Origin of the sequence: Salinivibrio sp. IB868, from assembly GCF_001995655.1 — a bacterium.
Taxonomy (GTDB): domain Bacteria; phylum Pseudomonadota; class Gammaproteobacteria; order Enterobacterales; family Vibrionaceae; genus Salinivibrio; species Salinivibrio siamensis.
The window spans coordinates 203,014-228,501 of the sequence record NZ_MUEW01000001.1 but is presented as its reverse complement, the minus strand read 5'-3'; the positions used below and the strand labels follow the sequence as shown (position 1 = coordinate 228,501).

Annotated in this window: 20 protein-coding genes; 11 read left to right on the top strand and 9 right to left on the bottom strand. The window is 50.3% G+C overall.

Going from position 1 to position 25,488, the window contains the following annotated elements; all coding sequences use genetic code 11:
* Positions 1 to 97 precede the first annotated feature (97 nt).
* Entirely contained in the window at positions 98 to 1,126 is a 1,029-nt protein-coding gene (locus BZG20_RS00950; RefSeq protein WP_046073256.1) for a lipoate--protein ligase, read from the bottom strand.
* A 439-nt stretch (positions 1,127 to 1,565) separates the two neighbouring features.
* Here BZG20_RS00950 and pheS point away from each other — a divergent pair, with 439 nt between their 5' ends.
* The 6 genes from pheS to btuD all read left to right on the top strand — a co-directional run bounded on the left by pheS (position 1,566) and on the right by btuD (position 8,700).
* Entirely contained in the window at positions 1,566 to 2,549 is a 984-nt protein-coding gene (gene pheS / locus BZG20_RS00945) for a phenylalanine--tRNA ligase subunit alpha (RefSeq protein ID WP_046073255.1), read from the top strand.
* A gap of 19 nt (positions 2,550 to 2,568) precedes the next feature.
* Positions 2,569 to 4,971 carry a phenylalanine--tRNA ligase subunit beta gene (gene pheT, locus BZG20_RS00940; protein WP_077577828.1) on the top strand — a complete coding sequence of 801 codons (2,403 nt, stop codon included), beginning with the start codon at positions 2,569 to 2,571 and terminating at the stop codon, positions 4,969 to 4,971.
* Positions 4,972 to 5,376: 405 nt separating this feature from the next.
* On the top strand, positions 5,377 to 5,673 hold the full coding sequence (ihfA, locus tag BZG20_RS00935) for an integration host factor subunit alpha (RefSeq protein WP_046073253.1): 297 nt from the start codon (positions 5,377 to 5,379) through the stop codon (positions 5,671 to 5,673).
* 170 nt (positions 5,674 to 5,843) lie between these two features.
* Positions 5,844 to 6,884: a succinylglutamate desuccinylase gene (locus BZG20_RS00930; RefSeq protein ID WP_077577827.1), complete on the top strand. Its 1,041-nt coding sequence runs from the start codon at positions 5,844 to 5,846 to the stop codon at positions 6,882 to 6,884.
* A gap of 62 nt (positions 6,885 to 6,946) precedes the next feature.
* A complete protein-coding gene (gene btuC / locus BZG20_RS00925) occupies positions 6,947 to 7,930 on the top strand; it encodes a vitamin B12 ABC transporter permease BtuC (RefSeq protein ID WP_077577826.1) in 984 nt (327 codons plus the stop codon).
* On the top strand, positions 7,927 to 8,700 hold the full coding sequence (gene btuD, locus BZG20_RS00920) for a vitamin B12 ABC transporter ATP-binding protein BtuD (protein WP_108743445.1): 774 nt from the start codon (positions 7,927 to 7,929) through the stop codon (positions 8,698 to 8,700). Before btuC ends, btuD begins: the two co-directional genes overlap by 4 nt.
* 16 nt (positions 8,701 to 8,716) lie before the next feature.
* Here the strand turns inward: btuD and BZG20_RS00915 are convergent, their stop codons facing one another.
* Positions 8,717 to 9,184, bottom strand: coding sequence for a TerB family tellurite resistance protein (locus tag BZG20_RS00915; protein WP_077577825.1), 468 nt, complete (start codon positions 9,182 to 9,184; stop codon positions 8,717 to 8,719).
* A gap of 280 nt (positions 9,185 to 9,464) precedes the next feature.
* On the opposite strand from BZG20_RS00915, the gene hrpA reads away from it, so the two are divergent.
* The 3 genes from hrpA to BZG20_RS00900 all read left to right on the top strand — a co-directional run bounded on the left by hrpA (position 9,465) and on the right by BZG20_RS00900 (position 15,148).
* Positions 9,465 to 13,301, top strand: coding sequence for an ATP-dependent RNA helicase HrpA (hrpA, locus tag BZG20_RS00910; RefSeq protein ID WP_241829510.1), 3,837 nt, complete (start codon positions 9,465 to 9,467; stop codon positions 13,299 to 13,301).
* A gap of 181 nt (positions 13,302 to 13,482) precedes the next feature.
* Positions 13,483 to 14,118, top strand: coding sequence for a murein L,D-transpeptidase catalytic domain family protein (locus BZG20_RS00905; protein ID WP_077577823.1), 636 nt, complete (start codon positions 13,483 to 13,485; stop codon positions 14,116 to 14,118).
* 172 nt (positions 14,119 to 14,290) lie between these two features.
* Positions 14,291 to 15,148 carry a DNA ligase gene (locus tag BZG20_RS00900; protein WP_077577822.1) on the top strand — a complete coding sequence of 286 codons (858 nt, stop codon included), beginning with the start codon at positions 14,291 to 14,293 and terminating at the stop codon, positions 15,146 to 15,148.
* Positions 15,149 to 15,219: 71 nt separating this feature from the next.
* On the opposite strand, the gene dld is transcribed toward BZG20_RS00900, so the two are convergent.
* Both dld and BZG20_RS00890 read right to left on the bottom strand, forming a co-directional pair.
* Positions 15,220 to 17,013, bottom strand: a complete 1,794-nt coding sequence (gene dld / locus BZG20_RS00895) for a D-lactate dehydrogenase (protein ID WP_077577821.1) — start codon at positions 17,011 to 17,013, stop codon at positions 15,220 to 15,222.
* 103 nt (positions 17,014 to 17,116) lie between these two features.
* Complete coding sequence (locus BZG20_RS00890; RefSeq protein ID WP_077577820.1) at positions 17,117 to 18,808, bottom strand: L-lactate permease; 1,692 nt, start codon at positions 18,806 to 18,808, stop codon at positions 17,117 to 17,119.
* A gap of 177 nt (positions 18,809 to 18,985) precedes the next feature.
* Between BZG20_RS00890 and BZG20_RS00885 the strand changes: the two genes are divergently transcribed.
* On the top strand, positions 18,986 to 19,888 hold the full coding sequence (locus BZG20_RS00885) for a LysR family transcriptional regulator (RefSeq protein ID WP_046073247.1): 903 nt from the start codon (positions 18,986 to 18,988) through the stop codon (positions 19,886 to 19,888).
* Between the two features lie 53 nt (positions 19,889 to 19,941).
* Here the strand turns inward: BZG20_RS00885 and BZG20_RS00880 are convergent, their stop codons facing one another.
* Positions 19,942 to 20,766 (bottom strand): HDOD domain-containing protein, encoded by an 825-nt coding sequence (locus tag BZG20_RS00880; protein ID WP_046073246.1) that lies wholly within the window; start codon positions 20,764 to 20,766, stop codon positions 19,942 to 19,944.
* A 67-nt stretch (positions 20,767 to 20,833) separates the two neighbouring features.
* Positions 20,834 to 21,553: a DUF3581 family protein gene (locus BZG20_RS00875; protein WP_077577973.1), complete on the bottom strand. Its 720-nt coding sequence runs from the start codon at positions 21,551 to 21,553 to the stop codon at positions 20,834 to 20,836.
* A gap of 189 nt (positions 21,554 to 21,742) precedes the next feature.
* Here BZG20_RS00875 and cobB point away from each other — a divergent pair, with 189 nt between their 5' ends.
* Positions 21,743 to 22,459 (top strand): Sir2 family NAD+-dependent deacetylase, encoded by a 717-nt coding sequence (gene cobB, locus BZG20_RS00870; protein ID WP_077577819.1) that lies wholly within the window; start codon positions 21,743 to 21,745, stop codon positions 22,457 to 22,459.
* Positions 22,460 to 22,519: 60 nt separating this feature from the next.
* Here the strand turns inward: cobB and potC are convergent, their stop codons facing one another.
* The 3 genes from potC to potA are packed head-to-tail and all read right to left on the bottom strand — an operon-like array spanning position 22,520 to position 25,243.
* Positions 22,520 to 23,290: a spermidine/putrescine ABC transporter permease PotC gene (gene potC / locus BZG20_RS00865; protein ID WP_077577818.1), complete on the bottom strand. Its 771-nt coding sequence runs from the start codon at positions 23,288 to 23,290 to the stop codon at positions 22,520 to 22,522.
* The gene (gene potB / locus BZG20_RS00860; protein WP_077577817.1) at positions 23,287 to 24,141 is read right to left on the bottom strand and encodes a spermidine/putrescine ABC transporter permease PotB; all 855 of its coding nucleotides are present in this window, start codon (positions 24,139 to 24,141) and stop codon (positions 23,287 to 23,289) included. The genes potC and potB overlap by 4 nt, the downstream gene beginning before the upstream one ends.
* The gene (potA, locus tag BZG20_RS00855) at positions 24,128 to 25,243 is read right to left on the bottom strand and encodes a spermidine/putrescine ABC transporter ATP-binding protein PotA (RefSeq protein WP_046073242.1); all 1,116 of its coding nucleotides are present in this window, start codon (positions 25,241 to 25,243) and stop codon (positions 24,128 to 24,130) included. Before potA ends, potB begins: the two co-directional genes overlap by 14 nt.
* Positions 25,244 to 25,488: the final 245 nt, after the last annotated feature.

The following is a 25,488-nucleotide window of genomic DNA, read 5'->3' as shown; positions in this document are numbered from 1 at the left end:
CTGTCACCTATAGTGACGTGACAGGCGTTTGCGTCTTTGCGTGGGATCAAAGGAGAGGGGATTATGTGATAAAGGTCACTCTAGCCGTGTTCAGCGATCAGGCGATGGCTTGACGTAACCACAGGGCAATATCTTCGTACATCACTTGATGACTTTGGTCTGCGTCGGCCCAGCTCATCACAAAGTGGTAAAGTTTTTCCGGGTGGTAGGCTTGTCCGACCAATTGATTAGCCAGGGTTTCTAGCGGGCCTGGCGTTAAACTATCAGTGAATAACTGGCAATCGATGATTTCTCCATGTTTCACATCCAAGTGCAGCTCAACGCCTCCCCATTCAAAACGCTCATCAAAGGTATGCATGAACTGCGGGCTGTTACCGAAATTCCACGCCCAACTGCACTGTTTTTCATAAATCGCGTCAAACCCCTCGACATCGGGCTTGGCGTCGGGAGAAATATACTCAATCTCAGTGGTATGGCCATAATGGCGGAAAAAGGCGGTTTTAATCGCGTCACACACGCGTTGGTGATCAACGTCTGGGACAAAGTCAGCGATATTGGCCACGCGGGCACGTACAGATGAAATCCCCTTGGCTTGTAGCTTTTTAGGATCAGGGTTGAGGTAGTCACCCAGTCGCGACAAGTTGGCATTAATCAAGAGCGTACCATGGTGAAAGCCGCGATCTTTGGCCTCTTTGTAGGCTGAGCCCGATACTTTTCTTGGGCCGTCGGGTGTATCCATGGTGAGGTCATTTCGGCCACTGGCTGAGGCACTGATCCCGAGCGTTTTCAGGGCATCGAGTACAATTTGCGTTGATACTGATTTATCATAACCTGGTTTACCCGCCATAAAGGTAAAATTGGTGTTGCCCAAATCGTGAAACACCGCGCCACCGCCGCTTTGTCTCCTCGCCAACACTACGGCATCTTGTTCCATTTTGCGCGTATTACACTCGCGCCATGGGTTCTGTCCGCGTCCAATGACCACCGTATTGTCATTACGCCAGAGGAACAGGACGTTCTGCTGCGAGGACATGGTTCGAAATATGGTGTCCTCCACGGCGAGGTTGAACCAAGGGTGAGTCGACGTCGAAACAAACACACGTAAGGGACGACTGGTGTCTTGCATACTGGCTCCAATTGTTCGGGAAACAAGTTATTAGGGAAACGCGGTCGGAGGCCAAGTAGAGAGTGGCCACACAAGCTTGTTTGGCAATATAGGCGCTAGAATACCAAACAATGCTTAGCGAGTTATTCGATCAACGCCCATATGCTCGATTTTTACTGGATTGAAGCGCTGAATGACCAATCTACCACCAAAATGACGCCCCTTGTGACCGGATGGCAAGGAAAAATCGCGTAAATGCTGTTTAGCGTTTGGCATTAGTCGTGGCATTAATTAGTATGTAAGGTCAATTTATTACCTGTTCTCTCAGTCAATTGGCATTGAGGCGTATTATTGAGGCGACTCTGTCAGTTTGCTTAGACAATGGGTGAAACCATGATGTCAGCAGGTATTGTCACGCACCTACCTGATTTGGACTGCCCAACGGGTCGACGAGGAAACAATGCAACAATTAGAAGAAATTCTTGCGAATGCAACCAGTGCGGTGGCCGATGCCGCCTCTGTGGCTGCATTGGATGAAGTCCGGGTTAAATTCCTAGGAAAGAAAGGCGAGCTAACCGCACAATTACAGGCGTTGGGCAAACTGCCACCGGAAGAGCGCCGCGAAGCGGGTCAAAAGATTAACCAAGCGAAGCAAACCGTACAACAAGCGATTGCTGAGCGTAAAAATGCGCTTGAGCGCGCCGAGTTGGAAGCGAAGCTTGCCGCAGAAACCATTGATGTAAGCTTGCCGGGCCGTCGTATTGAAAACGGTGGTATTCACCCCGTGACGCGTACCATTGAACGTATTGAGCAATTTTTCGGTGAATTGGGCTTCTCTGTCGCTTCTGGGCCAGAGGTTGAAGACGGTTTTCATAACTTTGATGCGCTGAATATCGCCCCAGATCATCCTGCACGTACCGATCACGATACTTTCTTCTTTAACCCTGATTTGATGTTGCGTACGCATACCTCTGGCGTACAAATTCGTACCATGGAAGCGGGTAAACCTCCATTCCGTATTATTGCCCCCGGTCGCGTTTATCGTAATGACTACGACCAAACGCATACCCCGATGTTCCACCAAGTGGAAGGGTTATTGGTCGATAAAGACATCACCTTCGCTGATCTCAAAGGGATCCTCAACGACTTCTTACGTAACTTTTTCGAGGAAGATCTGGAAGTGCGTTTCCGCCCCTCTTACTTCCCGTTCACAGAGCCCTCTGCTGAAGTTGATGTACGCCGCAAAGGCGGAAAATGGCTCGAGATCTTAGGCTGCGGCATGGTTCACCCGAATGTACTACGTGCGGTGAATATCGATCCAGAGGAATATCAAGGCTTTGCCTTTGGTATTGGCGTAGAGCGCCTAACCATGCTGCGTTATGGCGTGAATGATCTCCGTGCGTTCTTTGAGAACGATTTGCGCTTTTTGAAACAATTTAAGTAATCAGTGGGGCAAGGTAATAATGAAATTCAGTGAATCTTGGTTGAGAGAGTGGGTAAACCCAGCAAACGACACCGACGCGCTTGCCCATCAGATCACCATGGCCGGCCTCGAAGTCGATGAAATTGCACCCGTTGCTGGCGACTTTAGTGGTGTGGTTGTGGGCGAAGTGGTTGAGTGTGGCCAGCATCCAGATGCAGACAAGCTGCGTGTCACCAAAATCAATGTCGGCGAAGATGAATTGCTTGATATCGTTTGTGGTGCACCAAACTGTCGTCAAGGCCTGAAAGTCGCGGTCGCAATGGTTGGTGCGGTATTGCCAGGTGACTTCAAAATAAAAAAAGCGAAGCTGCGTGGTCAACCGTCTTTCGGCATGCTGTGCTCATTTACTGAGCTAGGGATTGATGTCGAATCTGACGGCATTATCGAGCTGCCTGCCGATGCACCGATTGGTGCTGATATCCGTGACTACCTCGCACTAAACGATGTAACCATCGATGTCGACTTAACCCCGAACCGTGCTGATTGCTTGAGCCTGCGTGGTTTGGCGCGTGAAGTCGGCGTATTGAACCGCACTGATGTCACCGAGCCGACCATCACTCCGGTCGCTGCCAGCATTGAAGATAAGGTATCCGTGCGTATTGATGCACCACAAGCGTGCCCACGTTATTTAGGGCGTGTGGTAAAAAATGTGGATCTTAATGCCCAGACCCCGCTGTGGATGCAAGAGAAACTGCGCCGCAGTGGCATTCGCGCTATCGACCCTGTGGTGGATGTCACTAACTATGTGATGCTTGAGCAAGGTCAGCCGATGCATGCCTTTGATCTTAGCAAGCTTGAGGGTGGCATTGTGGTGCGTATGGCAAAAGAGGGCGAAACGCTCACATTGCTCGATGGCAACGAAGCAACACTCAATGCGCAAACCTTGGTCATTGCCGATGAGAAAAAAGCCTTGGCGATGGCCGGAATTTTTGGCGGGCAAGACTCTGGCGTCACCACAGACACGCAAGATATCTTACTCGAATCGGCGTTTTTTGCCCCTGATGTGATCCGCGGCCGTGCACGTAGCTATGGGCTACACACAGACTCCTCTCACCGTTTTGAGCGTGGTGTCGACCCAGCTTTACAAGCAGCGGCGATGGAGCGGGCGACTGAACTGCTATTGGCGATTTGTGGTGGTGAAGCGGGAGATATTGTTACCGCTGAGTCGGCAGAAACACTCCCCACTCGTGACACCGTCACTCTCCGTCGAGAGAAGTTAGATGGCCTATTGGGTCATTCTATCGATAACAGTGATGTACAAGCCATTTTGTCTCGCCTTGGCTGTGCGGTAACGGAAACCGAGAAAGGGTGGCAAGCAACGGCACCTAGCTGGCGTTTTGATATTGCCATTGAGCAGGATTTGATTGAGGAAGTCGGGCGTATTTACGGCTACGACAACATTCCAACCCGTGCGCCTAAAGCGGCACTGACGATGCGCGAATACAAAGAAGCAGCGATGCCACTGAAACGTGTCCGCGATTTGTTGGTTGACCGTGGCTTCCACGAGGCGATTACCTACAGCTTTGTTGAACCTAAACAGCAAGCGCTGATTGTTCCGGATGTTGAGCCGCTGATCCTGCCAAGCCCAATCTCTGCAGATATGTCAGCCATGCGCCTGAGCTTGCTTCCTGGGCTTTTAAACACGGTTGCCTATAACCAAAAGCGTCAGCAGCCTCGGGTGCGTCTGTTTGAATTTGGTTTACGCTTTACCCCGGAAGGCGAGGTCGGTGGTGCCGTTCGTCAATCGAGCATTCGCCAAGAAAGCATGCTTGCGGGGGTGATTGCAGGTCCTGGCAGTGAAGAGCATTGGGATCTGGCGAGCGCGACCGTTGACTTTTTTGATTTGAAAGGCGACCTAGAAGCGGTACTGGAACTCACAGGCAAGTTGAAAGACTTCCGTTTCGTGTCAGCCTCTCATCCTGCCATGCACCCAGGTCAAACCGCCGCGATAGCGTTTGACGGCAAAGTGGTGGGTCACATTGGTACCCTGCACCCTGAACTTGAACGTGAGTTTGGCTTAAATGGCCGAACGGTGGTGTTTGAGCTAGAGTGGCAGGCCATTGACGAACGCTTTATTCCCGAAGCGGCAGGGCTGTCTAAATTCCCTGCTAACCGCCGGGATATCGCGGTGATTGCTGATCAATCGCTTGCTTCTGGCGATGTGGTGGACGCGTGTTTGCAAAGCGGCAACCCCTTGCTTAAGGACGCACAGCTTTTCGACCTTTACACCGGCAAAGGTGTGGAAGAGGGCAAGAAGAGCTTGGCGATCGCACTGACCTTGCAATCTGATGCGCGCACGCTTGAGGAAGCCGATATCAGTGAAGCCGTGTCTGGTGTTGTCAGCTATTTATCAGAGAAATTAGGCGTTACCTTGCGTGACTAACCTAACGTCATCCCAAAAAGCAGCGGAAACGCTGCTTTTTTTATGCCTAAATGGCCTAACATCTATCCATTTGAAAAACTAAATAAATTCACTATATTTGATGAGAAAGTGTTCAGATATTGATAAAAAAGCCTAATATTAAGCAGCTTAGCCGTCTATTGACTATGCTGGTTGAGAAAACCCTTGTAACATCTTGGTTTGAAAGGTCAATTTTTTGGACATTGTTCTTGCTTTTTTAATGTAAAAAAGTTGGCGCAAATCAGCCAGTTGGCATACACTTGTTTTGAGCTGGCCTTCAAATATCCCTAAAATACAAGGGCTAAAGGCGTATGGGCCAAGTGTAGAATGGTGGTGTCGATACTGCGGTATTGCATATGTGTTCAACAATTCTTGAGGGAAAAACCTATGGCGCTCACTAAGGCCGATTTGGCTGAGAACCTGTTTGAAAATATCGGGATTAGCAAACGGGACGCCAAGGAGACAGTCGAAGCGTTTTTCGAAGAGGTTCGGAAGGCGCTCGAAAGTGGCGAACAGGTCAAGTTATCAGGGTTTGGTAACTTCGACTTGCGAGACAAGAATGAACGTCCCGGTCGAAATCCTAAAACAGGGGAAGATATTCCGATCACGGCGCGCCGCGTCGTGACATTTAGACCGGGCCAAAAACTCAAAGCGCGAGTTGAAAACGCAGACGTTGAAGAATAACGCTGTGTGACCCCGACAGTGGTGACGACACCACACTAGAAAGCCGTGTGCCGATGCGCCACGGCTTTTTAATTTGTCTATACATGATCACATTGTGAGGGGAAAATCCTGGGTTTATTGGTTATCTCGCTGTAACGTTTTGTTGTCTAGTTGTAATAAAAGGAAGCATTATGCTGACAGCACGCCCAGGTGCCTTTATTGATGCCGCATTGACTGCACCTCATGCTTTTACCCCAGACTCATGGCGAGTAGGCTCGCTTACCTTCAATCACAGTGCCCCCGGTATTATTTCGATACAGCCCGATGTCGCCAAGGTTTCGCGTTGCGTCGTATTGTCTTCAGGTATTCACGGTGACGAAACCGCGCCCATTGAGCTCGTTGACAGTCTTCTTGCCGATATAATGTCAGAGACATTTACCCCCAATGTGCCGCTATTACTGATTATTGGCCATGCCGAAGCGATTAAAGCGCACACTCGTTTTATTGAAGATAACCTCAACCGCTTATTCGGAGGCTGGAATGAGGAAAAAAACGAAGAGCACTACCTAGCCAATCAGTTGCAACAAGCGGTAAGCGATTTCTTTTCTGCTCAACCGGACAGTATGACTCGTTGGCATCTTGACTTACACAGTGCGATTCGCGAGTCCTATCATTATATGTTTGGGGTGATCCCAACGACGCCAACCCAAAAGGATGTACGTTCATTGGCGGCATTACTCAATGACGCCAAAATGGATGCCACTATTCTGTCTCAATCACCATCACCGACTTTCAGTTGGTATAGTGCCAACCACCATGATGCACTGGCTGCCACCTTAGAAATGGGCCGTGTCGCGCCTTTGTTTGAAAATGATATGCGTGAATACGAGCCGCTTGAACGCACCTTACGAGGCTTACTCAAAGCCGCCACATTACCGACTGAATTGGCGCCGATGCGCTTTTATCGTGTGACCCGAACCTTGACCAAGCACACGGAGCAATTTGCCCTCACGTTCCCTTCATCAGCTAAAAACTTCACACCGTTCGAGAAGGGGGCATTATTGGCCACCGACAAGGGACAAGAAATCTATGCCGAGCATGAGGGGGAAGTGGTGATTTTTCCCAATGCCAATGTCCACCTAGGTCATCGGGCTGGATTACTCGCCACGCCCTTTGAGCCTAATGTCAATCAGCCACTCTTTGTGCACGCACCACAAAAAGCCTCGGCGTAGCGCTTTTCAAGCTGGCAATCAGTCGGTAAAGTGCGTCACAGTATTGGCTTAATGGATGACGCATGCGAGTGTCAGAACTCACCGCCCGCCAACAGAGCCGTTGGCGGCGCGCGTTACTTACTTTCTCGGCTTTACTGCTGTTGGTGTGTGGGCTCGCGCTGAGTGTTGGCGAGATATGGATCAATCCGTTCGCGCCTGACTCAACATTAGAGCAGCAGTTACTCTTACAGCTTCGCCTCCCTCGTGTACTGGTCAGTGTGATGATAGGGGCCTCACTGGCAATGGCCGGGGCAAGCCTACAAGTGCTATTGGGTAACCCACTCGCGGAGCCCGGTGTCTTAGGCATTTCCGGTGGCGCAAGCATTGCTGTGGTCTTACTGTTATTACTCGCACCAGCTTGGGCGTCGAGTGGCAGTATGGCGGTCACTGCCATGCTGGGCGCGAGCTTGTTTACCTTTATATTAGTGATATTAGCCCGTCGCGCTCTAGCGACGGCACGCATTTTATTGGTCGGTGTTGCTCTGAGCATTTTGGCGGGGGCAGGCGTTACCTTGGCCTTTTATTTCAGTACTGACTTTAATTTGCGCCAGTTAATGGTCTGGTTAATGGGATCACTGTCCGGCATGCGATTGGAGCATGTGGGTATACTGACAATGACCTTACCTTGCATTGCGGTATTGTGGCGATACGGACATAAGCTTGACCAGCTTATGCTAGGAGAGTCTCAGGCGCAGCAGTTAGGGCTAGATACACATCAACTACGTTGGCAATTGATCGCCTTAATTAGCGTTTTGGTCGGGGTATCTGTGGCTGTTGCGGGTGTTATTGGCTTTATTGGCCTCATTGTTCCGCATTACTTACGCCTGTGGCTTGGTAGCCGCAACCGTACCTTGTTGCCCATGTCTGCGTTGGCTGGGGCGCTATTATTGGTCAGCGCCGACACCGTTGGTCGACTTATCCTTCCCTCAGCGGAACTTCCGGTGGGGGTGGTCACCAGTGTGCTTGGTGCTCCATTATTTATGTGGATGTTGGTGAGGGCGGGATGATCGTTCGCGCTAAAGATTTGAGCTTATCGCCACGTTTACTACCGATGTCCTTATCGGTTGATGCCGGGCAAGTGGTACACCTTATCGGTCCCAACGGAAGTGGCAAAAGCACCTTACTGGAACTCTTGTCGGGTTTGGAAGTGCCGCAATCGGGGAGTGTTTGGCTGCAAGGCCAACCCGTATCAGGACAAACCCGATACGATTTGGCGCAAGTGCGGGGATACCTAATGCAACAACAGCGCCCTGCGTTTGTCATGGCGGTATTTGAATACCTCAATCTCGTGCTCGATAGTGTGCAATTGGCAACCGGTGAGATTCGAGACAAGACGGTCGCGGACGTGGTGTCTCGTTTGGCTATCAGCGACAAGCTCCACCGAAGAATAGACAGCTTATCGGGCGGAGAGTGGCAACGGGTGCGATTGGCGGGCGTTATGTTGCAAGTTTCAAAGGCGTTAAATCCACATGCGCGCTTGCTTTTGCTTGACGAGCCGTCAACCGGACTTGATGTCGCGCAACAGGAAGTGATTTACCAAGAAATGACCGCCTTGGCGCGAGAGCAGGAAATCGCAGTTATCATGGCTAATCACGACTTAAACCGCACCCTAGAGCACGCGGATACGGTTGTGGTGCTTAAACAAGGTCGTGTTGTGTCACTAGGCCCACCGAAAGCGGTATTGACGGATCAGCTGCTCTCAGATGTTTTTGCCACGCCACTGGAACAGGTATCAACCGCCAATGGCCCAGTGATCATGCGCGCGTCCTCGGCATGAGTTTGAACGTTTTGACCTAACTTTCGCTGTCGTCGTTCTCAATCACGTTAAGCTTGGCGCGAATAAACTCGGCATGATCGACATAGAGCAGCTCGGCGGTTTTACGGATCACCGCTTCCTCGAGCGGATCAATGTTCTCATCGGCATACGCGACTGACCACATCGCCTCGATTAATGCTATCCGCGCTTGTGGGTCAAGGTCGCGTAATTTATCCGTATATTCATACAGCGAGGTCGCATGCTCGCTGTGTTGTCTCGCCTCCTCAAGTAATTGCTCGGCTTGTGTCACGTCGAGTGATAGCAACTGGCAAATACGGTTGCGTTTGGTTGTTCTCTCTCGCTCATCAATATCGTGATCGGCCATCGCCACTTCACTTAATAGCCCCGCCATCGCTTGGTGAAGGGATAGCCCGGATTGCTTACCGTGTTGGCCGGTTTCAGCGGCGAGGGCGGATTCGAGTTTTTTAAAAAGCTGTTTTAGCATGGCTGCTCTCCCAAACTGCGGGGTTTGTTGGCCGTCATTATGCGTTTATACGCGACGAACGGCCAATGCGTTTACTTTACGCTGCCACGTTGGTGGTGAGCGCGTGGCTGGCGCGACTTTGATTCTTTTTACTTTGTGATAGGATGCGACACCAATCAACCTTATTTATCGGCTGTGACACTGATAAACGCCTTAAAAGATTAAGCAGTAAGCAGGAATCGCCTTGAGTTCACGTCATCACAACACGCCAGAGACACTGTTTGCAGCACTAAACGATTGTATGCTGCAAGACCGTTTTCGTTTTAAAAAGCGCATCCATGGCGCGCAAAAAATCAAAAAAGACGACGCCAAACAGGCGGTGTACGATCAAATCGCCGCGGAAATGGCGCAGAGTATGCAGCGTGTGCTCGCCCGTCGTGCCAATGCGCCAACCGTTCGCTATCCAGAAGCATTGCCAGTCAGCCAAAAGAAAGATGACATTGCCGAGGCAATCGCGAATAACCAAGTGGTGATCATCGCGGGGGAAACGGGCTCAGGTAAAACCACTCAGCTGCCCAAAATTTGTATGGAACTTGGGCTAGGTGTCGCCGGTACGATAGGCCACACTCAGCCACGTCGCTTGGCTGCACGCTCGGTCGCCTCACGGATTGCTGAAGAGCTTGACGTCGAGTTAGGCAGCAGCGTGGGCTATAAAGTGCGCTTTAACGACAAAGTCTCAGAGTCGACGCAAGTCAAACTGATGACGGACGGGATCTTGCTGGCCGAAATTCAACACGATCGGTATCTGAATCAGTACGACTGCATCATTATCGACGAAGCCCACGAGCGCAGCCTAAACATCGATTTTATTCTCGGCTATTTGCGCGAGTTATTGCCTAAGCGCCCCGATCTCAAAGTCATCATTACCTCGGCAACTATCGACCCGGAGCGTTTTTCTAAGCACTTTAATAACGCGCCTATGATAGAGGTGTCTGGCCGAACGTATCCGGTGGAAGTGCGCTACCGTCCATTGGTGGAAGAGGAAGATAGCGATCGTGATCAGCTGGAAGCGATCAGCGATGCGGTCGATGAGCTGTGTCAGGAAGGGCCGGGTGATATCCTGATTTTTATGAACGGTGAGCGTGAAATTCGCGACACCGCCGATCATCTCCAGCGTCGTCAACTGCGCGATACCGAGATTTTGCCCTTGTACGCAAGGCTTTCTGCTGGCGAGCAAAATCGTGTATTCCAATCTCACTCGGGGCGCCGGATTGTATTGGCCACCAACGTCGCCGAGACCTCGCTAACCGTGCCGGGCATTAAGTATGTGATTGATCCCGGCACGGCACGGATTTCTCGCTATAGCTACCGGACTAAGGTGCAGCGACTGCCGATTGAGCCGATTTCACAGGCCAGTGCTAACCAGCGTAAAGGGCGCTGTGGCCGTGTGTCGGAAGGCATTTGTGTGCGTTTATATAGCGAAGAGGACTTTTTAGGCCGTCCTGAATTTACCGATCCAGAAATTCTGCGGACAAATCTGGCCTCAGTGATCCTGCAAATGACGGCAATAGGGCTCGGTGATATTCAAGCCTTCCCGTTCGTTCAGCCGCCTGATAGCCGTCATATCAAAGATGGTGTCCGTTTGCTCGAAGAGCTGGGAGCGATTAAGCCCGGCCAAACCACCGATAAACGTAAGCTGACCGCGATTGGTAAAACCTTGGCCAAACTGCCGATTGACCCGCGTTTGGCACGCATGGTGATTGAGGCGCCCAAGCATGGTGCCTTACATGAGGTGATGGTGATTGCCGCGGCCTTGGCTATTCAAGACCCACGTGAGCGTCCGGCTGATAAGCAGCAACAAGCGGATGAAAAGCATCGTCGTTTTGCCGATAAAGAATCGGACTTTTTAGCCTATGTAAACCTTTGGGATTACGTTAAAGACCAGCAAAAAGCGCTGTCGAATAACCAGTTCCGTAAACAGTGCAAAAAAGATTATCTCAATTACCTGCGCGTGCGAGAGTGGCAAGACGTTCACTATCAGATCAGCCAAGTGATGAAAGAGCAGAATGCGCAATTCAACCAAGAGCCTGCCAGTTATCAGGCCATTCACATGGCACTGCTCGCTGGGCTATTAAGTCACATCGGTCTGAAAGACCAAGAAAAGAATGAATACCAAGGCGCGCGGAATGCACGGTTCCATATTTTCCCCGGCTCTGGGCTTTTCAAAAAGCAGCCTAAATGGGTGATGGTGGCCGAGCTGGTTGAAACCTCGAAACTTTGGGGGCGAATTGTCGCGCGTATCCAACCCGAATGGGTGGAGCCACTGGCGCAGCATTTGATTAAGCGCAGCTACAGTGAACCACATTGGTCACGCAAGCAAGCGGCTGTGATGGCCAGTGAGAAGGTCACGCTATACGGGATCCCAATTGTGGCCAGCCGTAAAGTCAATTATGGCGCCATCGACCCGGTGCTTAGTCGTGAGCTGTTTATTCGTTCGGCATTGGTTGAGGGGGATTGGCAAACCAAGCATGCCTTTTTCCGCCAAAATCAAAAGCTGCTGGCGGAAGTGGAAGAGCTTGAGCTGAAATCTCGCCGGCGCGACATTTTGGCAGACGACGATACCTTGTTCGACTTTTACGATCAGCGCCTCGATCATAGCGTCGTCAGCGGGCGTCACTTTGATACGTGGTGGAAAAAGGCACGTCAAGACAATCCCGACCTGCTCAACTTCGAAAAAGCCATGCTACTGCAAGGGGACGCCAGCCATGTCACGGAGCTGGATTACCCCAATTTTTGGCATCAAGGCAACTTGAAACTCAAGTTGAGCTACCAATTCGAGCCAGGCCAAGACCACGATGGGGTGACGGTGCATATCCCGTTGCCGATCCTCAATCAGGTGTCAGAAGAAGGTTTTGACTGGCACGTTCCCGGGCTACGTCACGAGCTGATTGTCGCGCTGATTAAATCGCTACCTAAGCCGTTACGTCGTAACTTTGTACCCGCGCCAAACTATGCGGATGCGGTCTTACAACGAGTGACGCCCATGGAGGCACCTTTGCTCGATAGCATGGAGAAAGCCTTGAAGCAGATGTCCGGTGTCACCATCGAGCGTGACAGCTGGAACTTCAGTCAACTTCCCGAGCATTTGCGTATTCAGTTCCGTGTCGTCGACGATAAGAATCGAACCTTGGCCGAAAGCGAAGACTTAAATGCGCTTAAAGTCTCTCTGAAAGACAAAGTACAAGCGACGTTATCGGATGTGGCGGATGATGATATCGAGCAGCAAGGGATTACCCAATGGAGTTTTGGGGCTTTGCCCCAGCGCTATCAGCAGAAAAAACACGGCTTTGAAGTCAAAGCCTATCCCGCATTAGTCGATGAAAAAGACAGTGTTGCCATTCGTCTGTTCGAAACCGAAGATCAACAACATAAAGCCATGCAAGCGGGGCAGCGTCGGCTTATCTTGCTCAATGTGCCATCACCGATTAAATATCTGCATGCACACTTGCCCAACAAGTCCAAATTGGGACTCTATTTCAATCCGTATGGTCGCGTGTTGGATTTGATTGATGATTGCATCGCTTGCGGGATCGATAAGCTTATCGAGCAACACGGTGGCTTAACCTGGGAGGCACAGGCATTCGAATCGCTTAAAGAGACGGTGCGTGCTGAGCTAGGCGATACCGTGGTGGAGATAGCGCAACAGGTCGAGCAAATATTGACGCACGCGTTCAATATCAACAAAAAGCTCAAAGGCAAAGTGGATCTTTCCATGGCGTTTGCGATGTCGGATATCAAAGCCCAACTAGAGGGGCTTATCTACAAAGGCTTTGCCACCGAATCAGGTTGGCAGCGGCTGCCTGATATTCTTCGCTACATGAAAGCGATCGAGCGACGGTTGGAAAAGCTACCTGTGGATCCAACCCGCGATCGCAACCACATGCTCAAAATTGAATCTGTGATGAATGAGTACAAGGCGTTGCTGAACAAGCTGCCTAAAGGAAAGCCTGTGCCTGATGAGGTGAAAGCGATTCGTTGGATGATTGAAGAGCTACGTGTGAGCTACTTTGCGCAACAACTCGGCACGCCTTACCCTGTTTCGGATAAGCGGATTAAAAACGCCATTGCGGCGGTTTAAATGCGGCAAGCTTATGCCGCTACGGATTAGATGAAGACGGGTAAAACGTCGATGCGAGATAATTTATATAAATATCAATAAATAATCAAAACCGTGTCACATGGCACGGTTTTTGTTTTTGTCAATACGAACGACAGACAGCTCGGTGGTGCGTGTTGCCGTGGCAAGAAAGGAGCAAAAAATGAAACAAGCAGATGTGGCCCCTTGGTATCGGGTGGTTTTGTATGTATTGGCGCTAAGCATGCCAACCTCGGTTTGGGCCAGTTTTAAAGATGAGGTCAGTGGATTATATCAATCACTCAATCTCGCTGGGGAGGTGTCGTACCAAGCCTTTTCTGATGCGTATCGCCATTTTAAGCACAACCCAAGTAGCAAGCCGGTGATGACACTGATTGATTACGGAAAACCGTCGTCAGAAAAGCGGTTTTGGGTGATCAATGTGAAAAAACGCCAAATGCTATTTCGCTCTTATGTCTCTCATGGAAAAAATAGCGGCGCCCTTTACGCAAAGCAGTTTTCTAACAGAATCAACTCGCTAAAAACATCATTGGGGGTCTATCGCGCGGCTGAAACCTACCATGGCAAACATGGCTATTCATTACGCCTCGATGGTTTGTCAAAGGGGTTAAATGACAATGCACGTGAAAGAGCGATTGTTATTCACGGTGCCGATTATGCCCATCCGAACGTGATCAAACAAAATGGCCAACTCGGTCGAAGTTGGGGCTGCCCAGCGCTACCTAGCTATTTATCGGCCCGCGTGATTGATGCGATAAAAAACGGCACTTTTATCTATGCGTTTGCCAGCCAAGTTTGATGATCAAAGATGTCATAGCGGACGGGCTTTCACGAGTCATTTCACGGTGGACGATGTAACACCTGCCCATTGTTCACCGTGAACACGCGTTCTCTACCAAGAAAAAATAAAGGCATGTTGATACGCCTTCTATCGCGCTAGCGTATGCTCCTTACCACTAAGGAGGAATGCCATGGCACGCCTAAATCCTTTTACTCTATGCTTACTCTCCGCCTTTACCCTGTTTCCTACCAGTGATGCTGATGCTGCACCGTCGGCGCCAGCGTTGATGCATGGTATTGACGGACAGATTGCCGAACAAGACTATCGCGGTTATTGGGCCAGTGAAAAGCTCGATGGGATCCGTGCTTACTGGACAGGATCTCGATTATTGACGCGGCAAGGCAATCCTATTCACGCCCCTGAAGCGTTTATCCAATCGCTTCCCCAGACACCCTTAGATGGCGAGTTATGGGCAGGACGAGGAGAGTTTCAAGCCGTACTACGCACTGTGCTTGATGATACCCCGGATGAGGATGCGTGGCAGCGTATTCGCTTTTATGCGTTTGATATGCCCGATCATTCAGGCCAATTTTCAACCCGCTATACAGCGTTAAAACAGATCGTATCTAAGACAGCATCGCCGCACTTAGCGTATGTCCCACAGAAGCCTGTGACGAGCAATGAAGCACTTAAGGAGAGGTTGGCTACCATCGATGAAGCAGGCGGTGAGGGCTTGATGCTGCATCACCCTGATAGTGTGTATGTGGGTCAGCGGGTAGAAAGCGTCGTTAAGTTGAAAACCTACCAAGAAAAAGACGTGACTGTGGTAGGGATGAACCCTGGCAAAGGGCGGTTACAAGGTTTGATGGGCTCTCTGGTGGTACGCCTGGCTGACGGCACCGAGTTTAGCGTGGGATCTGGCTTTAGTGATGCGCAGCGGGCTGATCCGCCACAGGTTGGTAGTACTATCTTGGTGCGCCATAACGGTGTCACCCAAAAAGGCATTCCACGTTTTGCACGTTTTATTCGCGAGAAGCCGTCCCTGTAATGAAACCTCCGCCAACGGAGAGTGATACCTCACCGTTGGCGGTGTAGCCGCTCCCCGTTAACGATTAGCGCTCACGAATGCGCCTGAGTGACGGAAGAGGAGGAAGCACCTGTCTGTTGGCGCAATTGATGGTCCAGGCACTGGCAATCAGCGCTGTATTTTTGTTTCCCCGTTTTACCGATCCCTGGGTTAAAACTATTGGTAGGATCTAACTGGTGATAGAAGTTAGCTAAGTCCGGCTCCGCCGCATAGAGGTGACCTACGTTATGCTCGGCAGGATACTTGGCACCTCGTTCATTGAGTAGCGCCAGCATTTTCGCCTTAATCGCACTCACATCCGCACCTTTTCTCACCACATAGTCTTGATGGAAGACGTGGCAGAAAAAGTGCCCGTAATAAAGCTTGGCGACCATCTCTTGTTCTATCTCGATGGGCAGGTGCTCTTCCCACTCGGTCTCGTTGCGCTTAAGCGCAATATCTAACGCCAGAATGTCTTCCACATCACGGCTGTGCATGGTGTGGTAGCGAATCGCCGCACCGGCTGCCGCAAAGCGGTGAAGCATGGCTTTTTTCGCTTCATCCTCACTACAGGCAAAGTAATCACTGTCTGCGTGTTCGGTGAAAAAGCGGCTCAGAAACGCCGAGGCTTCTTCTATTCCCTCATCTGAGGCTTTGAATATTAGATGGTGCTCAAACCTATCGCGAAATGCGAGCATTCGTTTGGGTAAGTGCTGTGGAAAAAGCTGACTGGCGTATTGCATCACTTTATCGGGTAATGCTTTAGGCAGTAGGGGAACACTGTCTAGCCAGGCGGTTATTTTTGCTTTCAAGGCAAACATTTTCGGGATTGCATCTGTCCCCAGTCGACCAATCGCTAAAAACACATCTTTTCCGTAACGCTCGGCGATATCAAAGGCATCACGATGCATATACTCAGCCACCTCAGGCAAGTGAGAGAGTTCGCTCAGAACACGGCGGCGCAGGGTATTAAACACATCTGGGTTGTTGGTGCCAATGTAAAAAACTTGCTCGCGCTCAGGGATCGGGTAAGTATCAAGGCGCACGGCAAATACGGCAAGTTTCCCCGCACAGCCGCTCACTTCATGTAAGCGGTGTTTGTCGGCGTTATAGCGCGCGGGGCTGTCAGCATCGACATCACGCAAGATCTGCTCGTAGTCATCAGCAGACGCCTTGCGCTCGTCATAGGTAATATCATCGGCGGTGTAATCACCATGCTCAACGCGCGAGAGAATAGCTTCTGGGTCATCACCTAAGGCAATGCCCAAATGATTAACCAGCGTCAGTTCACCATGTTGATTCAACTGTGCGAACAAAGAATACTCGGTATAAGCTGGGCCGCGTTTGACCAATGCACCACCGGAATTATTGGCCACACCACCGACAATCGATGCGCCAATGCACGACGAACCGATGACCGAATGCGGCGCGCGCTTAAGAGGCCTGAGCGTCTGCTCTAACTGGTGCAATGTTGTTCCGGGAAAACTCAGTACCTGCTTGCCGTTATCGAGAAGCTGTAATCCGTCTAGGCGTGTAGTGTTGATAATTACCACATCACGGTCGTAGTCGCTGCCTTTGGGGGTTGAGCCTTCGGTTAAGCCCGTATTCGCGGCTTGCATGATCATCACCACATCCGCGTCGACACATGCTTGGAGCACTCGCCATTGCATCACCAAAGAGGTGGGGAAAATAACCGCCAGCGCAGGGCCGCCTCCCGAGCGAAAGCCTGTACGATAATGCTGGGTCTGGCTTGTCTCAGTGAGTACGTTGTTTTCGCCCACGATGTCGGTCAAGGTCGAAATAAATGCTTGTTGCTGTGATGACGACAAACGTGATGGGGTATTCATAAGCGTTCCTTTCCTTTATGTTACGACAAAGGCTGGGGTCAGCCTAGCTGGCCCGCTTGTGGAGAGAAAGGCCGAGAGGTAGCTCGGCCAATAACATGTAAGATTACGCCCCGGAGAGGACATCGGCAAATTGCAATACATTGATTAACACCAAGCCAATAACCGCCGCGGCAATCAGATAGTAAATGGTGGGTAAGACGGTTTTCCGCAGCGTCACGCCCTCACGGCCGAGTAAGCCTACCGTCGCGGATGCTGCGACCACATTATGGATGACGATCATGTTGCCAGCTGCGGCACCAACGGCTTGCAGGGCAATTACCACCACGGTCGATGCGCCTAACGTTTGTGCCACTTCAAACTGAAACTGGCTAAACATCATATTGGACACCGTATTGGAGCCAGCAATAAAAGCGCCCAACGCCCCAATGGTGGCGCTTAACGCTGGGAAGCCATTCCCCACTAAATCGGCCGCAAAGCGTGCGGTCATGACTGGCATACTCACCAAATCAGCACCATTAACGCCTGAGTTAATAAAAATCCGTACCATGGGAATGGTAAACACCAAGACAAATCCTGCGCCAATCAGTGTCTTACTCGATTCTCGCGCAGCCGTTACCAGCGGTGACAATTGACGCGCTTGCAGCAACACGGCTAATAAAGCCACGAACGCAAGGATACCGCCCGGTAGATAAAGTGGCTGAATGGCGGCGTTGACCCCTGTTTCACCAAACAAAGAGGAGAAACCGAGGCTGACATCGGTCAGTGCCGTCTTGACCGTCGGGCTAACGCGGCTGATCACCAAGAAAACCGCCAACAAAATATAAGGGGTCCAGGCCATGGCCATGCTCATCGGCTTTTCTTGAACCTTAAGATCCATCTTCAGCGAGCCCAGCCAATGGGTTGGCCACGTTGACTCGTCATCAAAGTCCCACTGTTTTTTCGGCACTAAAAAGCCTTTACGTGCCGCGGTGGTTACAAGCACAATCCCTGCTAGACCACCGAGTAATGAAGGGAATTCGGGTCCTAACAACCAGCCGGTGAGGGCATAAGGAACGGTGAATGCTAACCCGGCGAAAATCGCAAACGGCGCCACCTCTAAGCCTTCTTTCCAGCTCTTGTTCTTGCCGAAAAATCGGGTCAACATCATTGCCATTAGCAAAGGCATCAGTGTGCCAATCACCGCGTGAATAAACGACACTTGCGTGGTAATAGACTGCAGGTAGGCCGCCCAATCACTGCCATTGGCGGTGAGTGTTTGCCCAATTGCATGGCTGTCTAACCCTTTGTTTACGCCCACGATAATAGGTGTGCCCACTGCGCCGAAGGAGACAGGCGTAGATTGAATCATCATCCCCACCACAACCGCGGCGAGAGCAGGGAAGCCGATGGCGACCAATAACGGCGCCGCAATGGCAGCGGGGGTGCCGAAGCCTGATGCCCCTTCAATGAACGAGCCAAAGCACCATGCAATGATGATGGCCTGAATACGCCTATCATCGGAGATGGTGGTAAAGCCGTTGCGAATTACGGTAATCGCGCCAGTGTGCTTTAAGGTGTTGAGCAAAAGGATGGCACCAAACACGATCCAAAGTACGGCTGCTGTAATGATTAAACCTTGTGCGATGGAGGCCGATACGCGTGCCGCACTCATCTGCCACTGGAAGAGTGCGATTAAGACTGTCATGATAAAGGCAACGGGCATCGCCTTCTTGGCTGGCCAATTTAAGCCGACCAGTAAGATAGCCGCGACCACGATGGGTGAGAACGCGACGAGGGCGTATAGGGTATCTGTCATAAGGGTTCCTTATTAGGTGTCTCTTCCGTTGAATCACGTTGAATAAACAAGTCACCAATGTGTTGTTATTTTGCTGACAGCTCGGTGACTCGATGTTAACCGTATGTGACATTACGCGTTTGCATTTTTCTGATATATGGAAATAATGAAAATAATTACTTCCATAATTGACATAATATGCCGAAAACAGATGATCTTGTCCTCTTTGCTCAAGTCGCCGAATTAGGCTCTTTTAGCAAGGTAGCGGAAATAAATTCCCTGACAAATTCCGTAGTTAGCAAGCGGATTAAAAAGCTCGAAGAGGGGTTGGGAGTGCAGCTTTTGTATCGCACCACGCGTAAGCTGACACTGACTGATGCCGGACGTACCTTGTATCAAGGTGCAAAAAATGTGAAGCAGGCCGCTGATGAAGCCTTTGATGCGGTCGCAGGGTTTGGGGAGGCGATAACGGGCCAAATTAAAATTTCAGTGCCGACCATTTCTGGGGAACTGTTGTTGGCCGAAGCGGTGGCGGCGTTTTGTGGGCAATACCCTGGTCTCAACATCGATATGTCGTTGGACAATCGCTTTGTTGATTTAATTGATGAGGGGTTTGATCTGGTTATCCGCACCGGCTACCTCGAGGACTCTAGCTTAATTGCTCGCCATATTATCGACTCACAATGGGTGGTATGTGCGGCGCCCAGCTATATTGCGCGTCATGGGCGGCCACAACATCCTATCGAGTTAAAACAGCATAATTGTCTGCAATATGCCTACCAAACCACGGGAGCCAGTGACTGGGAGTTTAAAGGCGAGCATAAAAACCAAGTGATTAAAGTGGCCGGCAACTTTTCGACCGATAACCCCATCGCCCTGCGACAAGGTGCGCTAAGTGGCCATGGCATCGCGTATGTACCGCGTTGTTTGGTGTATGACGATTTGATGCAGGGCGTATTGGTTGATCTTTTTCCTGACCAAGTGGGCAAAAAACTCGGGATTTATGCGGTGTATCCATTCACTCGCCAGCCACCTAAAAAAGTACGTTTGCTGATAGAGCACATCCGCAATAAATACCTTGCGATTCAGCATTGCTTTTAGAAAGCACCACGTGGTTCATATACTGCGCCCACGTGGTGATAGAGACGCCATTGTTATTTAAGCATTCTGGCCATTTCACGCCCTGAGCCAATGACATCGTCGATATTAGCGACCACGGTTTTAGGCAAACCGAGAATGTTGTACTCGAGCTGCTGGTCGAGCCAATCAAGCTTAGAGTCGGTGGTAACAAACTCGCCCCAAGCGGCGTCAATTTTGTTGGCTAAGCGAAGTATGCCCGCCAATGGCGAAAACTGCTCATCGTGTACGGGCGAAAACTGATAACGAATTGCATCGCTTAAGCGCTGGGGAAAGTTCCAAGTTTGTGCGAGCTCTCCACCTAACTCGGCGCTGGTGATCCCCAAAATAAGCTGCTGGGCTTCTTGCTTGGGCTTACCCGCCTCCATGTGCAGATTGATACGGTCCAGCTTGTCGTAAGCGGTGGTCATGATCAGCAGCTCACCGAGATTATGGAGCATGCCGGCGGTAAATGCTTCGTTACCGTCCATTCTTAATGCGTTTGCTAAGGCTTTACTCAAGGTTGCAATTTCGAAAGTGTGTTGCCAAAACGCATCCATATCCACTTCGTCATCGACGTCAAAGGCACTCATCAGTGCACTAGACACCACCAGAGTTCTCACAGGGCCTAGACCTAGCCGGATAACGGCCTCGTTGACAGAGCCTACGTTTCGGGCGCGGCCAAAATAGGCTGAATTAGACAAGCGAAGCACTCGCGCGGAAATGACCTGGTCGTAGGCGATTTTTTCGGCGATTTGATTAAGCTCAGCGTCATGGCTGTTGACCAACTCAATCAACTCTTGCACGACTTTGGGGATTTTCGGGAGACGATCGATAAGCTCGACCAAGCTATTGGATTCCATAACAACTTCCTTCAGCGTTGGCTCTGATGTAACTATAGATCAGAGCCAAAGGCTTCAGGGAAGAAAATTACTCCGTGGCGGGCGTAGCGCAGTAGGCCTGTTTTCTGGCATTGAAACGCTCTACTAGGTTTTGAATGGCCTCTTCGCAGTAGGGGCGCAAACCACTGGCAACCATCGTTTTGCATCCGTGTCCCACACGCCGCCCATCGACAATAAAATCAAAAGCAAGATCGACTTTTCCGCGTTTGCCGCTCACTTGCATCACCGAATCCGATAAAGCGACATCGGCAGATTTGATTGAGAGATCATCAAACGCCAAGCTCATTTTCTCGTACATGACGAGTGGACGTTCAGTGTTAATCATCATTTGTTGCTCCCGCATTAGCGGCACCATGATATGCGGGAAGTTCTTACCGGAAAACTGCACGTAGTGCTCGGCGATCTCTGTTGCTAATGCTTTATCGTGACGTGTTTGTCCATGGCGTGTCATGGTGAGATAAAGCTTTTGATTATCGTCGACGACGGTAACGCCATCGTCTGTTTCGATAATCGACAAGGGCGTGTTGGCACTGATCATGCCATTGAACTGAATCTCGATTTGCTCGCTGATCCCTGTTTTGGCCAATAAGATAGAAAGCAGCAAATCCCCGGGCACACAGAACCGTGAAGCGTCTGTGTCATGAATCGGGTTAAAGTCGCCGGCGATACGTTTAGCAAAGTCACTTGCTTGCTGGCGAGTAAAAATCAGTTTGCCATCTTGCTCAGTGTAATAATGTTCTAATTTCATAATGGATAACAGATGCGAGAAATAAGCCGACATTGTAACCCAAGCGAAGCGCGGCATTGGTCTAGCCAGTCGTTGCATTATCTTTTTGTGATTGGAGTCAACGACTAAGGTCTAAACCCTTACTACTTCAATGGTAAGCGTGAGAGTGTTATAAAATAAATAAACAGGTCACTTGCATAGGAACGGCGTATGGCATTCCCTTATCGACACATCGTAGTTTTGACAGGCGCGGGAATATCTGCAGAGTCAGGGATTAGAACCTTTCGAGATCAAGATGGCCTTTGGGAAGAGCATCATATTGAAGACGTTGCAACGCCTGAGGGCTTTGAGAGAAACCCGACCCTTGTTCAACAGTTTTATAATGATCGTCGGCGCCAGTTACAAGGAGAGATCATCCCCAATCCGGCCCATGAGGCACTGGCACGCCTAGAGCAGGAAACCGAGGCCAGTGTGCTCGTTGTGACCCAAAACATTGATAATCTCCACGAGCGCGCCGGCACGCACAATATCATTCATATGCATGGTGAGCTGTTAAAGGCGCGTTGTAGCCACTCGCAGCAAACCATCGATTGGACGGGTGATATCCAGGTGTCCGATCACTGCCATTGTTGCCAGATGCCCGCACCGTTGAGGCCACACGTGGTGTGGTTCGGAGAGATGCCTCTGGGAATGGGGAAAATTCATGATGCACTCAATCAAGCGGATCTGTTTGTTTCTATTGGCACCTCTGGGGCGGTGTATCCAGCGGCGGGGTTTGTGCACGAAGCGGCGATGCATGGTGCGCACACTATTGAAATAAACTTGGAGCCCAGCGCTGTGGAAAGTGAATTTAATGAGCGGCGTTACGGGAAGGCGAGCACGCTCGTGCCGAAGCTGGTGGAGGAAATTCTGGCACTGGAGCAGTAACGCAAGAGGATACAGATAGAAAAAAGGGCTGCTGATGGAATAGCAGCCCTAGCGCAAGGGTTACTTTAACCTGTCTTTCGCGAGCCATTGCGAGCACATGACCAACACTAACGACACCAATAACATGATAGTGGCAAGTGCATTCACTTCGGGTGATACGCCCACTTTAACCATCGAATAAATCTTTAAGGGCAAAATTTCATAGCTTGGCCCGGTCACAAATGAGCTAACGATAACGTCGTCCAGCGAAAGGGTAAAACTCAGTAGCCAACCTGCACCGACCGCAGGAGCCGCCAGTGGCAAAATAATCTTGGTGAGGATCACCCATTCGCTCGCGCCTAAATCACGCGCGGCTTCAAGCATTTTAACGTCAAAGCCATTTAAGCGACTGTATACCGTGACGACCACGAATGGTAGGCAGAAAGTAATATGAGAGAGCAGTAGGGTTAAAAATCCCAGTTGCGCGCCCATCAACACAAATAGCGCCAATAACGAAATAGCCATCACAATGTCCGGGGACATCATCACCACAAAAAGCATGCCATTGACAAACTGTTTACCGCGAAAGCGGTAGCGAAAGAGGGCAACGGCAGTCAAGCTACCAATCATGGCGGCAGCACTAGCAGAAAAGACCGCAATGGTTAATGAGTTACCCGCCGCTTGCATCAGGCTATGATTATTGACCAGCTGCCCATACCACTCCCAAGTAAAGCCTTTCCAACTCATGCCAAATTTGCTGGCATTGAACGAGTTAACGATCAACACCAGAATTGGGATGTAAAGGAAGGCGTAAACCAAGGAGAGAAAACTATTCCTTAGCCACCGGATCATGATAAGGCCTCCTTGCGATTCATCCACTTACCCACACGCCAATATGCAAACAGCAACAGGCCCATTAACACCGTCAGAGAGATACTGGCGGCTGAGCCAAATGGCCAATCACGAACGTTCAAAATCTGGCTCTTAATCACATTGCCGATCAGTAGGTTTTTCGCTCCCCCCAGCAAATCCGAGACGTAGAACATGCCTAGAGCGGGAAGAATGACCAGCAAACTGCCAGCAATAATACCGGGTGTGGTCAATGGCAGGATCACGCGCACAAAACACTGGAATTTGTTGGCGCCTAAATCACGCGCCGCTTCAAGGTAGCTGCGATCGAGTTTCTCGATGCTCGAGTACAAAGGCAGGATCATAAATGGCAGCAAAATATAGACAAGGCCAACCATCACCGCATACTCGGTGTACATGATGCGAACGGGGCGTTCTATCAAGCCAAGCCACATCATGCTTTCATTGAGTAGCCCACGGGTACCAAGAAATATTTTTAGCCCGTACGTACGGATCAAGGAATTGGTCCAAAACGGAACAATCACTAAAAACAGCATCAAAGGACGTGTATTTTTAGGCATTTTGGCAATGATAAACGCAAATGGATAGCCAATGAGTAGGCAGATCAGGGTTGCCAAGGCCGCCATGTAGAAAGAGTGCCAGACTACTTTCGCATAAAGAGGATCGAGCAGTTTCGCATAATTGCTCAGCGTGAAGGTCATCTCGACAAGATCGGCGTCATCGCGCGTTAAAAAACTGGTCGCGATAATCATTAGGTTGGGTAAAAAAACAAAGATCAGCAACCAACCTACGACCAAACCCACGATGGCGGTTTGCAGATTAAGCTTTTTCATCGGCCAGCACCACCTCCCAGCTTTCTACCCACGTCAGAGCCACTTTCTGATCGATGGAGTGATCGACGTCAGGGTCATCTTCATTGAAGAACTCGCTCACCATCACGGTTTGCCCTGATGGCAACTCGAGGACCGAGTCTAGGGTCATGCCTTTGTAATTTCGCTCGCGTACATAGCCCACAATACCATTGGGCTTAGCATTACCATGAATTTCTTCCAAGCGGATGTCTTCAGGGCGAAGCAATACCTTGATAGCGTCACCTGGATGGACATCGAGCTTGCAATAGACCTCACACTCACGTGATTCGACTCGGGCCCAAATACGTTTGTCATCGATGCGTTTAATCACATTGGCATCAAAGACATTGATTTCACCAATAAAGCGTGCCACGAACAAATTCTTAGGCTCTTCATATATCTCACGCGGTGAGCCGTCTTGCTCGATTTCGCCATCACGCATAACGATAATGCGATCTGACATCGACAGGGCTTCTTCTTGGTCGTGGGTAACGAAGATAAACGTAATCCCCAGTTTGCGTTGCAGCTGTTTAAGCTCCATCTGCATTTGTTTACGCAGTTTGTAATCGAGTGCAGAGAGGGATTCATCCAGCAAGAGCACGCTCGGCTTATTCACCACGGCGCGTGCAATCGCGATACGTTGCTGCTGTCCGCCAGACAATTGATGAGGTTTACGAGAGGCATAATGGTCAAGCTGTACCATTCGCAGCGCTTCCATCACCCGAGGTTCAATATGGTGATGATTCACGCCCTGCATGCGCAGGCCAAATGCGACGTTTTCAAACACTGTCATATGTGGGAAAAGCGCATAGCTTTGAAAGACAGTGTTTACATTGCGTTTTTCTGCTGGGAGGGTCGTGACATCTTTGCCATCAATAACGACAGCACCACTGTCGGCATCTTCCAGCCCCGCAATCAAACGCAGTACGGTTGTTTTGCCACAGCCTGAAGGGCCAAGGATCGTTAGGAATTCTCCGTTATTGACCGTTAGGTTGAAACGGGAGATGATTTCTTTGCCGTCGAAACTTTTGGTTAGTGACGCGAGCTCGACAACCGGTTTGTGAGATACATTTGCGTGCTTCAATGGTTCGTTCTCTCTCTACCTGGCAAATTGTCTTGTACATTCGTACCCATAAAACAGACGGCGCATAATAGACGCGTGCCAGTCGAAGTTAAAGCAGTTTTTCGCTCGTTTTGGCACTTTGGTGTCTGTTGTTCGATAAGGTGTCCAGCCTAAACCAGACCATTGTCAACGCAAAGCTGATCTGGTTATTTTTCCTTATTTGTCAGAATGATTTTTGGCTATGGGTTACAGTCAGATATACTGGG